This window comes from Flaviaestuariibacter terrae, from assembly GCF_054777635.1.
The window spans coordinates 1,181,761-1,193,421 of record NZ_BAAHAL010000006.1 but is presented as its reverse complement, the minus strand read 5'-3'; the positions used below and the strand labels follow the sequence as shown (position 1 = coordinate 1,193,421).

The 11,661-nt window shown below is 58.6% G+C and carries 13 protein-coding genes; 7 read left to right on the top strand and 6 right to left on the bottom strand.

Annotated features, from left to right (window positions below; all coding sequences use genetic code 11):
* Positions 1-110 precede the first annotated feature (110 nt).
* Together ACYU7Z_RS05920 and ACYU7Z_RS05915 are read left to right on the top strand one after the other, a co-directional pair.
* The gene (locus ACYU7Z_RS05920; protein ID WP_460568361.1) at positions 111-1,055 is read left to right on the top strand and encodes a Rossmann-fold NAD(P)-binding domain-containing protein; all 945 of its coding nucleotides are present in this window, start codon (positions 111-113) and stop codon (positions 1,053-1,055) included.
* A 158-nt stretch (positions 1,056-1,213) separates the two neighbouring features.
* On the top strand, positions 1,214-1,687 hold the full coding sequence (locus ACYU7Z_RS05915; protein WP_460568359.1) for a hypothetical protein: 474 nt from the start codon (positions 1,214-1,216) through the stop codon (positions 1,685-1,687).
* Positions 1,688-1,694: 7 nt separating this feature from the next.
* Here ACYU7Z_RS05915 and dapB read toward each other — a convergent pair whose 3' ends face one another.
* From dapB to ACYU7Z_RS05890, 5 genes are all read right to left on the bottom strand, one after another.
* The gene (dapB, locus tag ACYU7Z_RS05910; RefSeq protein ID WP_460568357.1) at positions 1,695-2,411 is read right to left on the bottom strand and encodes a 4-hydroxy-tetrahydrodipicolinate reductase; all 717 of its coding nucleotides are present in this window, start codon (positions 2,409-2,411) and stop codon (positions 1,695-1,697) included.
* A 131-nt stretch (positions 2,412-2,542) separates the two neighbouring features.
* A complete protein-coding gene (locus ACYU7Z_RS05905) occupies positions 2,543-3,166 on the bottom strand; it encodes a DUF5683 domain-containing protein (protein WP_460568355.1) in 624 nt (207 codons plus the stop codon).
* The gene (locus ACYU7Z_RS05900; RefSeq protein ID WP_460568353.1) at positions 3,159-4,082 is read right to left on the bottom strand and encodes a ParB/RepB/Spo0J family partition protein; all 924 of its coding nucleotides are present in this window, start codon (positions 4,080-4,082) and stop codon (positions 3,159-3,161) included. Before ACYU7Z_RS05900 ends, ACYU7Z_RS05905 begins: the two co-directional genes overlap by 8 nt.
* A 287-nt stretch (positions 4,083-4,369) precedes the next feature.
* Positions 4,370-5,179 carry a ParA family protein gene (locus ACYU7Z_RS05895; RefSeq protein WP_460568351.1) on the bottom strand — a complete coding sequence of 270 codons (810 nt, stop codon included), beginning with the start codon at positions 5,177-5,179 and terminating at the stop codon, positions 4,370-4,372.
* A 97-nt stretch (positions 5,180-5,276) separates the two neighbouring features.
* Positions 5,277-5,957: an MBL fold metallo-hydrolase gene (locus tag ACYU7Z_RS05890; protein WP_460568349.1), complete on the bottom strand. Its 681-nt coding sequence runs from the start codon at positions 5,955-5,957 to the stop codon at positions 5,277-5,279.
* Positions 5,958-6,065: 108 nt separating this feature from the next.
* Between ACYU7Z_RS05890 and ACYU7Z_RS05885 the strand changes: the two genes are divergently transcribed.
* From ACYU7Z_RS05885 to ACYU7Z_RS05875, 3 genes are all read left to right on the top strand, one after another.
* Positions 6,066-7,607, top strand: coding sequence for a PAS domain-containing sensor histidine kinase (locus tag ACYU7Z_RS05885; protein ID WP_460568347.1), 1,542 nt, complete (start codon positions 6,066-6,068; stop codon positions 7,605-7,607).
* A gap of 224 nt (positions 7,608-7,831) precedes the next feature.
* Positions 7,832-9,079 (top strand): metallophosphoesterase, encoded by a 1,248-nt coding sequence (locus ACYU7Z_RS05880; protein ID WP_460568345.1) that lies wholly within the window; start codon positions 7,832-7,834, stop codon positions 9,077-9,079.
* Positions 9,080-9,209: 130 nt separating this feature from the next.
* Positions 9,210-10,280 carry a hypothetical protein gene (locus tag ACYU7Z_RS05875; RefSeq protein WP_460568343.1) on the top strand — a complete coding sequence of 357 codons (1,071 nt, stop codon included), beginning with the start codon at positions 9,210-9,212 and terminating at the stop codon, positions 10,278-10,280.
* A gap of 61 nt (positions 10,281-10,341) precedes the next feature.
* Here the strand turns inward: ACYU7Z_RS05875 and ACYU7Z_RS05870 are convergent, their stop codons facing one another.
* Positions 10,342-10,515, bottom strand: a complete 174-nt coding sequence (locus tag ACYU7Z_RS05870; protein ID WP_460568341.1) for a hypothetical protein — start codon at positions 10,513-10,515, stop codon at positions 10,342-10,344.
* Between ACYU7Z_RS05870 and ACYU7Z_RS05865 the strand changes: the two genes are divergently transcribed.
* Entirely contained in the window at positions 10,514-11,101 is a 588-nt protein-coding gene (locus ACYU7Z_RS05865) for a porin family protein (protein ID WP_460568339.1), read from the top strand. The genes ACYU7Z_RS05870 and ACYU7Z_RS05865 overlap by 2 nt on opposite strands.
* Before the next feature lie 141 nt (positions 11,102-11,242).
* Positions 11,243-11,605, top strand: coding sequence for a four helix bundle protein (locus ACYU7Z_RS05860; RefSeq protein ID WP_460568337.1), 363 nt, complete (start codon positions 11,243-11,245; stop codon positions 11,603-11,605).
* Positions 11,606-11,661 lie beyond the last annotated feature (56 nt).

Genomic DNA, 11,661 nt, shown 5'->3' with positions numbered 1-11,661 from the left:
GAGGGGCTTTTTTTACGGCCATCGCCGGGCAACTTTGTGTGCCGCGTCGGGGCCGGTTTGTCAAACTCCAACGCCAAACTCCAAACTGTGGTTTATCTTCGCGCAGCCGTATGAAACAAGAAAAAATCCTCGTGATCGGTGCGTCCGGTCAGATCGGTGTGGAGCTGACACTCGCTCTGCGCCAGCGCTATGGCGCCCAGAATGTGATCGCCTCCGACCTCCGCGAGCAGAACCCGCTGCTCGAGGGCACCGGTCCCTATGTGTCGCTCGACGTGATGAACAAGGAGATGCTCCATGTGCAGGTGATCCGCCAGAACGTGACGCAGATCTACCTCCTCGCCGCCATCCTTTCCGCAACCGGCGAGAAGAATCCCAACCTCGCCTGGCACCTCAACATGCAGGGCCTGCTCAATGTGCTCGACATCGCGCGCGAGGAAAAGCTCACGAAGGTCTACTGGCCCTCGAGCATTGCCGTGTTCGGTCCCACGTCGCCCAAGAAAGATTGCCCGCAGCAGACCATCATCGAGCCGACGACGGTCTACGGTATTTCGAAATACGCCGGCGAATTCTGGTGCAATTACTACTGGATGAAGTACGGCGTCGATGTGCGCTCGCTTCGCTATCCCGGCCTCATCTCGTACAAGTCGGCCCCCGGTGGCGGAACTACGGATTACGCCGTGGAGATCTACCACGAGGCGCTTGCCGACGGCCGCTACGATTGCTTCCTGGGCGAGGATACCTACCTGCCCATGATGTACATGCCCGATGCGATCCGCGCCACCATCGAGCTGATGGAAGCGCCGCAGGAGAACATCAGGGTGCGCACCTCGTACAACCTCTCGGGTATGAGCTTCTCACCGAAGGAGATCGCCGCCGAGATCAAAAAACATATCCCCGGCTTTGTCATTGAGTACAATCCCGATTACCGCCAGGCCATTGCCGACAGCTGGCCGCAAAGCATCGACGACTCCGTTGCCCGCCGCGACTGGGGCTGGAAAGAGGAATATGATCTTGCGAAAATGACGGAAGACATGCTCGCCAACCTCCGTAAATAAGCTTCCGTTATATTCTGGACTTGTTCGGTATTTTTCAGGGAGGGGACTAAGGTTTAGCTTCGTTCGCTGCGCGCCTGATTGACCGGAGCACCTTATCTTGGCTGGCTGGGAGCTATACCTCGGCTTCGGCCGGGCCTCCGCAATATCAAAACAACCTGATGCCTGCTTCACAGTCGCGCTATATCAGCCAGCCTTCGGTGCTCGTACGCGAGAGTGTCCTGTTCAACTATTTCAGCGGTGTCTTGCTCCTTGGATTCGGCCTGCTTTGCCTGTACGACCACCCAAGGGCCTGGTACCTGTGGCTGGCACTGCTCGTTGGAGGCGGCGGCTCCCTTTTTCGGGCTGTGCGGAACCCGGTGCTGCTTGATATCGGACCTTCCGGTATTTACTGGTACGACGAGTTCATCACCGATTGGAATGATTTTGTCCGGGCCCGTATTAATACGGAAGAAGTACAACGGCGCCGTGGGGTTTACCTGCAGCAGGTGCTTCTGATCGATCACAGGCATGCCGACGGTAACGTGTACCGGAGGCGGATTGTGCTGCCCGATAGCCGGAATCTGGACGATAAAGCAATCATTGCCGCGATTGCAAAATTTGGCCTCGAGCCGGATATTGTCGAATTGCAATAAGGCTTCCTCAAAACCCCAGCACGTCCGACATCTGGAATACGCCTTTCTTTCCTTTGATAAATTCGGCGGCCTGTACCGCGCCGGTTGCAAAGCCCTCGCGGTTGTGGGCCGTGTGGATGATCTCGATATCGTCGATCGGAGAGCTGTAGCGCACGTGGTGCGTACCGGGTGCGGGATCGACGCGCTCGCTTTTAATCACGAGATCGGTCGGCGCTGTCGCTGTCTCCTTCACCCACTTGTCTTTGCGGTTGAGTGCGGCAAGCACCTGCTCGGCAAGCGTCACGGCGGTGCCGCTCGGTGCATCGAGCTTGGCCGTGTGGTGGATCTCTTTCAACTCCACGTCGTACTGGGGCTGGCTGTTCATGAGGCGCGCCAGCTGCTTGTTGACCTCGAAGAAAAGATTGACGCCGATGCTGAAGTTGGAGGCGTGGAGGAAGGCGCTGCCTTTCTCTTGTGCCAGCCGTTCGGCTTCGGCAATGCGGTCATTCCAGCCCGTAGAGCCGCTTACGACGGGCACCCCCCACTCAATGCATTGCCGCACGTTGGAGAAGGCGCTGTCGGGACCCGTAAATTCAATGGCTACATCGGCCGCGCGGAGGTTGGCTTCGGTGAAATCGTCGCGGTTGTCAAGGTGAATGCGCAGCACAACCTCGTGTCCACGCTCCTGGGCGATCCGGTCGATCAGCTGACCCATTTTGCCGTATCCGATAAGGGCGATTTTCATGTAATTCAAAAATAAAAAGTAAAAAATCAAAACGCCGTGGCCGGGACGGGAACGTCCCGCACGAAGCCAACTCGCCTTTGAGCGGCAAGGTACAACCGGATTTTTTTGACGTTTGAATTTTGCCTTTCGTCTTAGTGAAACGAAAGGATCACGCTCACGCCATTCGTGCCCGCCATCTCGCTGTACCCGCCCCTGATCCGCAGGCTGAGGTCGGGGTTGACGTCGAAGGTTTTGAGGTGGGCATCAACAGACGCATCGACCACATTAAGCCCCCACATAACCAGCACAAACAGCGCGGAGTAGTCGACGTCGCGACGGAACTCGTTGCGGAGGCGCTGCAGGCTGCCGAGGGCGTTGTAGGTGATGTAGCTCTGGAGCTTCGGGTCCACGTTGGCATATTCGCCCGTGCGTTGCTCGGCAAGAACCGTATAGGCGTACCGCGTGCGGCGGTACCAGGTAAGGTTGTAGACAAACAGCACAGCGGGCACGCCGATGGCGGCATACACGATCGGCACTTTCCAGTATTTGTGGTTGTAGATCTGCCCGAGACCCGGGAGGATCGCCGAGCGGATGGCGGCCTTCCGCGGCGAATGCACCCGCAGCACCGAGTCCGTTTTCCTGTCGGGCGTCGACGGGGCGGCCATCGCGCTGTCCACGTTGATCCGGCGGTTGCTCGAATCCGAGATCGTTTGCGCGCCGGCAACCGACGCCAGCGACAACAGCGCGAGCAGGAGGATATGGAAACGCTTAATCAATGGTCACGTTCATTAGGTCGAGCAGCTTGTTGAGCTCCTCGAGCGAATAGTAATCAAAGGTGATCTGGCCGCTTCCGTTCTTGGCGTGGCGCATCTTGATACGCGTGGCAAAGTGAGAGGCGAGCTTGTCTTCGATCTTGCGGAAAGCCGGCGGCAGCGTTTGAGCGGGCTCCGTCTTCTTGGGATCATTTCCATCCTTATAAAAATTGCGGACCAGGTTTTCCGTCTGGCGCACCGACAGGCCCTTGCTCTTGATCTCGTCGAAAATATAGAGTTGCTTGTCGATGGTGTCGACGTTGATGAGGGCGCGGGCGTGGCCCATGCTGAGCTCACCGTTGCGCACGGCCACCTGGATGTCCGGCGGCAGCTTCAGCAGGCGGATATAGTTGGTAACGGTGGAGCGGTCCTTGCCCATGCGCTCGGCAACCTGCTCCTGTGTGTAGGTGAGCTCCTCCATCATGCGCTTGTAGGAGAGGGCTACTTCCATGGCGTTGAGGTCTTCGCGCTGCAGGTTTTCCAGCAGGGCCAGCTCGAGGAGCTCCTGGTCGTTGGCCTGGCGGATGTAGGCCGGGAGGTCTTTCAGGTCGGCCATCTTGGAGGCGCGCCAGCGGCGCTCACCCGAGATAAGGCGGTACTTGCCGCCCGGGAGCTTCGTGACCGTAATGGGCTGGATGATGTCGTGCATCCGGATCGAGGCCGCCAGCTCCTGCAGGGCCGTCTCGTCGAAGTCGCGGCGCGGCTGCTTGGGGTTGGGCTCGACCTGGTCGACAGGAATGCGGAGGATACCCGTAACCTCCTGCACCACGCCGGGCTTTACGGCGCCGGCCGGCGTTTTCAGGTCGCTGTCGATGCTCTGGAGAAGGGAGCGGATGCCTTTACCGAGGGCGTCCTTGTTGCTTTGCTTGGAAGTACTCATACACAGTCACGATAGGGCGACGAAGGTACGACATACGGAGCACGTGGAACGGATGTGAAACCCCCAAATAAGTATTAAAGTGGGCCTTCGGCTGCGCTCAGGCTGACAAAGGAAATCCGGAAGTGTGTTTTTCCACGTCATTGCGAGACCCTTGCAGCGGAGCGGAAAGCGGCGAAGCAACCGGCCCGTCTATGTGGGACCAAAAGGTTTGCCTTTTCCCGAAGCCGATTGCTTCGCTGCGCTCGCAATGACGGGTGCTGGCCTTCCGACTTCGGCCTTCCGACTTGTTAACCTTCTTCCTCGAGCGTTCGCTCTTCCTGCGAGATCCGCGTCAGGTTGTTCTTCTGGAGGATCTCCTTGGCGAGGTTGAGGTAATTCATGGAGCCCTTGGAGTTGGCGTCGTAGAGGATAACGGGCTTGCCCACGGAGGGGGCTTCGGAGAGGCGCGAGTTGCGGTGGATGATGGTGGCAAACACGAGCTCCTCGAAGTGGCGGCGCACTTCGCCCACCACCTGGTTGCAGAGGCGGAGGCGGCCGTCGTACATCGTCATCAGGATGCCTTCGATGACGAGCTGCGGGTTGAGGCGGCTCTGCACGATCTTGATGGTGTTGAGCAGCTTGCCGAGGCCTTCAAGGGCGAAGAATTCACACTGCACGGGCACGATCACGGAGTCGGCGCCGGTGAGGGCATTGACGGTGATGAGGCCAAGCGAAGGGGAGCAGTCGATGACGATGAAGTCGTAGTCGTCGCTCACGCTCTGCACGAGTGCCTTCAGGACGTTCTCGCGGTTGGGATAGTTGATCATCTCGATCTCGGCGCCCACCAGGTCGATGTGGGAGGGGATGAGGTCGAGGTTGGGAATTTCGGTTTTGAGAATGACGTCGCGCGCCGTGGCGTTATTCACCATGCAGTCGTAGAGGCTCTGCGTAACGTTCTGCAGGTCGAAGCCAACACCCGAGGTGCTGTTGGCCTGCGGGTCGGCGTCGATAAGAAGGGTCCGGTATTCGAGCACGCCAAACGAGGCTGCGAGGTTGATCGCTGTAGTGGTCTTTCCGACACCGCCTTTTTGGTTCGCTACTCCAATGATTCTTGCCATAAAAATTAATCTCTGATCTCGGATCTCGGATCTCTGATCTGTTTTGGGTGGTCAGGATATTGCTTTATTTCAAACATCAGGCATCAGGCTTCCGCCATCAGACATCAATGGTTTCTCCGATCGCAGGCAGGAGCAGCTCGATGCCGGCCGCGCTGAAGGCTTTTCGGGCCGCGGCGGTATCGATCCGGATCGGCGGGAAAGTATCGTAGTGCACACCAACGACACGCGGGGCGCCCGACATCCGGGCCGCTTCGACGGCGTCTTCGTAGCCCATCGTAAAATGATCGCCGATGGGGAGCACCGCGAAATCGAGCTTCGCCCAGCGCGGGATGAGCTGCATGTCCATCGTCAGGGCCGTGTCGCCGCTGTAATAGAAGCTTTGCTCGCCGGCCGTTACCACGAATCCCATCGGGTTGCCGCCGTAGGAGCCGTCGGGTAATCCGGAGGAGTGGATGGCGTTGACGCATTTGACCGAGCCGAAGTCGAAGGACTTCTTCCCGCCGTGGTTCATGCCCACGGCATCGGATGCGCCCTGGTCCTTCATCCAGCCCGCTACCTCGGCCGATGCGATGACGGTGGCACCGGTACGCCGGGCGATCGCCGGGGCGTCGGCCACATGGTCGCCATGGCCATGGGAGAGAAGGAGGTAGTCGCAGGGAATCGTATCCACATCGACCGCCTTTGCCGCCGGGTTGGCGCTGATATAGGGGTCGAACACGAGTACTTTTCCACCGGCTTCCACCGAAAACGAGGCATGTCCGAAATACGTCAGTCTCATAACCAATCGAATAGCAACAAAAATACAGTTTTGCGGGCAAACGGCCCCTCCTTCGCAACCCCGCGGCACAGCTGCTTTTTCGTAACTTGCTCCCGATCACCCTACCAAATGTTAAAACCACATCCGACTGCCGGCGCGCCCCTTTCGTCCGACCCCAACCTCACGGGGTTATTCCTGCAGGCGCCCGCCATGATCTGCATCCTCGAAGGCCCGGAGCTGCGGTGCACCTTCACGAACCCGCTTTTTTCGAAGTTGTACGAAGGCAAGCCGCTGCTTGGCCGGACGCCGCGCGAGGTAGCGCCCGAGCTGGAGGGACAGGGTTATTTCGAGATGCTCGATTCCGTGTACGCGACAGGCAATAGCGTCTATGGTTACGAATTCCCGGGCGTGGCCGACTGGAACAACGAAGGCCGCGATACCACGAAATACTTCAACCTTGTTTATGCCCCCTACCAACTGGAGGGGAAGACCGCCGGGGTCATGATCTTCGGCTTCGAGGTGACGGAGCAGGTGCTGGCCCGCCGACGCGCGGAAGCTGCCGAGGCCCGCATCCGGCATATGCTCGACGCCCTGCCCCAGATGGCCTGGACCGCCGGCGCCGACGGGAACGTCGACTATGTCAACGAGCGCTGGTACGCTTACACTGGCCAGGGCCCCGACGAAGCCCTCGGGGTCGGCTGGACGGCGGTGCTTCCTGTTGAAGAGAAAGAAGCCCTGCTCGGGAAGTGGGCACAGAGCCTCCGTGACCAGAAACCCTTCGAGGCCGAAATGCGCTACCGGCGCCACGACGGCGTGCTCCGCTGGCATGCCGCGAAGGCCGAGCCGATCCGCGATGAAACGGGTAGCACCCTGTACTGGCTTGGCATTTCCACCGATATCCACGAGCAGCGCGAGTCGGCCGAAACGCTGGAGCGCATTGTGTCGGAGCGAACCCTCGCCCTCAAACGCAGCAACGACGAGCTCAAGCAGTTTGCCTATATCGCTTCGCACGACCTCAAGGAGCCCTTGCGGAAGATCCTGTTCTTTACTGAACTCATGCGCGACCCCGCGGTTGCCGCCAGCGGTGATCACCTGGAGCGGATCCGCAATTCGGCGATGCGGATGAACGACCTGGTGGAGGACCTGCTGGAATTCTCGAGCGTCGAGCAATCGGATCTCCGGCTGGAGACCGTCGACCTGAACCAAGTGCTTGCCGAAAGCCTGCAGGACCAGGAGCTGCGGATCCTCGAAAGCGGCGCCCGTATCGAGACCGATACGCTGCCTGTGTTGCGGGGCGTGCCGCACCAGCTGCTGCAGCTCTTTACCAACCTGGTGGGCAACGCGTTGAAATATGCGCGTCCCGCTACCCCGGCCGAACTCCGGATCACGGTGCGCCCGATAAGCGACGACGAGCGAGCACGCTTCCCGGAGCTGGAGCCGACGCGGGCCTACCACAGCATCGCCTTTGCCGACAACGGCATCGGGTTCGACCCGCAGGAATCGGAGCGCGTCTTTACCTTGTTTCACCGCCTTCATAGCCGCTCGGCCTATTCGGGCACGGGTGTCGGACTTGCCTTGTGCCGCAAGGTGGCCCGCGCCCACGGCGGCGAGATCTATGCCGACGCTTTACCGGGCGCGGGCGCTACGTTCTTTGTGTTGCTTCCTAAATAAGGGGTATGGGTAAATTGGTGTGTTGTAGCTCGCAGAGGTCCATTCGGGCACAAAGGTTCCTTCCGTCGCGCCCTGCCTTCACGATTGACGATTGACGATTCACGACCCCGCGCTCACCACTAACCTGCTCACCGCTCACCCGCTCACCCGCTCACCTTTCCCGCAATGCCGCTTCACGCCATCGTGTCCGGAACTTGCGTTACTTGCAGTCCTAACAATTCACGATGCGCAGTTCTCCCTTCTGGCTGGTTGTATTTGCCCTGATGATCGGGCTCGACTGGTATGTGTTTACGATCCTGAAGCTGCTTGCCCAGGGCGCTGCGCCGCGCACGCGGACCATCCTGTTCGGCACCTACTGGACCGTGTCGGTACTGGCGCTGCTCCTGCTCATCGTGCTGCCGCTGATCAACTTCAGCTCGTTCCCGAAAGGCTTCCGCAATTCGGTGTTCGCCATTATCGTGGGCCTCTTTTTTGCGAAGCTGATCGCCTCGCTGTTCTTCCTTATCGATGATATCCGCCGCGGCATCCAATGGGTGGCGGGACGGATTTTCTTTTCCAATACCGAGGGGCAGCAGATCCAGGGTGGCGGCATCTCGCGGTCGGTGTTCCTGAGCTGGCTGGGACTTGCGGCCGGCGGCTCGCTGTTCACGTCGCTGCTTTACGGGATGGGCAACAAGTACGCCTACCGCGTGCACCGGGTGAAGCTCCAGTTTCCGAATCTGCCCGCGGCTTTTCGCGGGCTGCGCGTGGTACAACTGTCCGATATCCACAGCGGCTCGTTTACCGACAAGGCGGCCGTGGAGCGCGGCGTGCAGAAGGTGATCGACCTGCGTCCCGACCTGATCCTGTTTACCGGCGACATCGTCAACAACACGGCCGACGAGATGGACGAATTCATCGCGGTGTTCCGGCGCCTCAGTGCGCCGATGGGTGTTTTCTCGGTGCTTGGAAACCATGATTACGGCGACTATGTGCAGTGGCCCAACGCCGCGGCCAAGAGCGCCAACCTGGAGCGTCTCAAGGGCGTGCACGCGCAACTGGGCTGGCGGCTGCTGATGAACGAGCACGTGCTCTTTGAGCGGGGCGATGAGCGCATCGCCTTGCTTGGTATCGAGAACTGGGGCGCGAAGGCCCGCTTCCCGAAATACGGCAAAATGAGCAAGGCGCATCCAGGTACCGAAGGCGTTCCGTTCAAGATCCTGATGAGCCACGATCCCTCGCATTGGGATGCCGAAGTGCGGCCCAGGTACGCCGATGTTGACCTGACGCTTGCGGGACATACGCACGGCATGCAGTTCGGTGTGGAGATCCCGGGCTTCCGCTGGAGCCCTGTCCAATACGTGTACAAGCAGTGGGCGGGGCTCTATGAAGAAGGCCGGCAGAAGCTGTATGTGAACCGAGGCTTCGGCTTTCTGGGCTACCCGGGCCGGGTGGGGATACTCCCGGAAATTACGCTGCTCGAATTTGCATAGTGCCTGCCGGCGGATCGAATGCCGCAGCAACCAATCAAATCGCAGGTTAAGTTCCCATTAACGTCCAAAGCACCGCGACCCAAATTCAAACTCCAAACTATTCTGTACTTTCCGGTCCTTCAAACAACGAGTGATTAAACGAACGCTTCTTTCCCGGGTCAACAAGGGCGGCCGGCTGCCGGTTCGCTTTGTCATGGGGAAAAGGATCTCGTGCCTCTTGCTGCTGCTGGCTGCCGCCGGCCGGGCCTCCGCGCAGGAGCCCAAAACGCCGCCGAAGCCGGTCGTGGACAGCGTTGCCTATTACGACGCGCTCTTCGACGACATGGCCGAATTCATCGACTCGGTGACGGCACCGCGTACCTTCTTCCTCGCCGATGTGGGACTGTCGGCCGCTTATTTCAACTACGTGGATGAAACGACGAACGAGCTCGTCTCGCGTCGGCAGGCCACGTGGACGCCATCGCTTGGCTATTACCACAAGAACGGCCTTGGGCTTACCGTAAGCAGCACGCTTGTAAAGGATGGATCTGCGTTCAAAGCCTACCAGCACCTGCTTACCGGGTCGTATGATTACCTGCAGCAGGACAACTGGTCGGCGGGCGTTTCGTACACGCGGTACTTTACCCGCAAGAATCTTTCTTTTTATACGACACCCTTGCAGAACGAAGCCGGCGCCTATTTCTCCTACAAGAAGTGGTGGATGAAGCCGGCCCTCTTCGCATCGTACGGTTGGGGAAGCCGCTCCGACTTCGAGGAGCGCGAGGCGTATATCATTTCGCTTCGCCTCCGTCCGGATGGTATCACACGCATCCAGACAAGCGAGACCATCAACGACTTTTCGCTGTCGCTGTCGGTGCGCCACGATTTTTATTACCTGAATACGATACTTCCGCGGGCCTCGCTGCGGATCACCCCGCAGATCGTCTTCAGCTCCGGCACCCAGAAGTTCGGGTTCAACCAGAATGCAAACACGTACGGCATTGTCCGGGCCACAAGCGTCAACGAGCTGGTGAGCACCGAGAACCAAACCCTCGACGACCAGCTGTACTTCCAGCCGCTGTCGCTTTCGGGCATGCTTCGTGCGGAATGGTCGTGGCGCGGATTGTTTGTGCAGCCGCAGTTCGTGGCGAATTATTATTTCCCGACGGGCAGCAAAAACTTCGTGGGCCTGTTCCGGTTGAACGTGGGCTATATCTTTTAAGCGCTGTGTTCCTGGGTCGTTAGGGCTTCGTGAATCGTGAATCGTCAATCGTGAATGCATTCTAGGAAGAACCGTATTTAAATAAGCCCCCGCTTTTGATTTCCGCCAGAGGAAAGCAGAAATCATTATTGCCGCTTCCCGATTCCCGAATTCGGTTGCTGGTTGCCGATATTAACGAAAGCTCTGCTTTCCTTGGCATGAAGTTGGTGCCGGCTGCGGCAAATCGTTTTCCCATGAACCGCAAGTTGCTTACCCTCGTTGCCGGCCTCCTGCTGGCCCAGGCCGGGATGGCCCAGTTTCACCTTGGTGTCAAAGGCGGCGTAAACCTGTCGAAGATCCAGGGCCGCTCCTTCAAAGAAGAGTTCAATACCGGCTACCACGCCGGCGCCTTTGCCGAGATCGGCCTCGGCAAGAAGTTTTCGCTGCAGCCCGAAGTGCTCTTCAACCAGTACCAGACCCGCACCGACACCTCGTTCCGCCAGGTGTATTCCAACATCTTTTCCGACGCCAGCTCCGGCAATGTAAAGCTCAATTACCTATCGGTGCCCATCCTGCTCAACTACAAGCTGGGCAAGGTGTTCGCGCTGCAGGCCGGCCCGCAGTTCGGCGTGCTGATGAACAAGGACCAGAACCTGCTGCAGAACGGCCAGCAGGCCTTCAAGAATGGTGACTTCTCGATGCTTGGCGGCGCCCAGTTCTCACTCGGCAAGATCCGCCTCAACGGCCGCTACGTAGTTGGTCTCAACAACATCAACGACATCAGTAATACGAATAACTGGAAAAGCCAGGCGATACAGTTGTCGGTGGGATTGGCGCTGTAGACCATCTGATTATCTCGGATCTTATTATCTCGGATCGAGCGATCCAAAAGAAAATTCACCCAAATCCGGGTGAATTTTCTTTGCTAATCCTGTGGTTTTTCACAGGGAACTGCGGCCGGCGACGATTCACTTTGCCGTTCTATGACACGCAAAGAACTCGAAGAACGCACGCGAAAATTTCATATCGATGTGATCCGCCTTTGCAGGGAGTTGCCAAAAGATGCGGCGGAATTCGAAACAGGAAAGCAATTGATTCGGGCCGCCGGCTCGGTTGGCGCGAATTACCGGGCTTCCCGCCGGGCCAAATCTGCTGCCGATTTTCAATACAAGATCACGATCGTTTTGGAGGAATGCGATGAAGCGCACTATTGGCTGGGCGTTGTTCGGGACACCGGGATGATCGTTGGCGCGGAAATCGACCGGCTGACTACGGAGGCCGAGGAGTTGACCCGGATCTTTTCGGCAAGCGAGCGCACTGTAAAAGAACGACGCGCAGCCAAATAGATCCGCGATCACAAGATCCGAGATGAAAAGCTGTACGCTGCTATCTTTGCCGTTTG

What these genes read in the sequence shown, in the direction of transcription:
- ACYU7Z_RS05920 (WP_460568361.1), top strand. Translation starts at nt 111, where the DNA reads ATGAAACAAGAAAAAATCCTCGTGATCGGTGCGTCCGGTCAGATCGGT.
- ACYU7Z_RS05915 (WP_460568359.1), top strand. Translation starts at nt 1,214, where the DNA reads ATGCCTGCTTCACAGTCGCGCTATATCAGCCAGCCTTCGGTGCTCGTA.
- dapB (WP_460568357.1), bottom strand. Translation starts at nt 2,411, where the DNA reads ATGAAAATCGCCCTTATCGGATACGGCAAAATGGGTCAGCTGATCGAC.
- ACYU7Z_RS05900 (WP_460568353.1), bottom strand. Translation starts at nt 4,082, where the DNA reads ATGAGTACTTCCAAGCAAAGCAACAAGGACGCCCTCGGTAAAGGCATC.
- ACYU7Z_RS05895 (WP_460568351.1), bottom strand. Translation starts at nt 5,179, where the DNA reads ATGGCAAGAATCATTGGAGTAGCGAACCAAAAAGGCGGTGTCGGAAAG.
- ACYU7Z_RS05890 (WP_460568349.1), bottom strand. Translation starts at nt 5,957, where the DNA reads ATGAGACTGACGTATTTCGGACATGCCTCGTTTTCGGTGGAAGCCGGT.
- ACYU7Z_RS05885 (WP_460568347.1), top strand. Translation starts at nt 6,066, where the DNA reads ATGTTAAAACCACATCCGACTGCCGGCGCGCCCCTTTCGTCCGACCCC.
- ACYU7Z_RS05880 (WP_460568345.1), top strand. Translation starts at nt 7,832, where the DNA reads ATGCGCAGTTCTCCCTTCTGGCTGGTTGTATTTGCCCTGATGATCGGG.
- ACYU7Z_RS05865 (WP_460568339.1), top strand. Translation starts at nt 10,514, where the DNA reads ATGAACCGCAAGTTGCTTACCCTCGTTGCCGGCCTCCTGCTGGCCCAG.
- ACYU7Z_RS05870 (WP_460568341.1), bottom strand. Translation starts at nt 10,515, where the DNA reads ATGGGAAAACGATTTGCCGCAGCCGGCACCAACTTCATGCCAAGGAAA.
- ACYU7Z_RS05860 (WP_460568337.1), top strand. Translation starts at nt 11,243, where the DNA reads ATGACACGCAAAGAACTCGAAGAACGCACGCGAAAATTTCATATCGAT.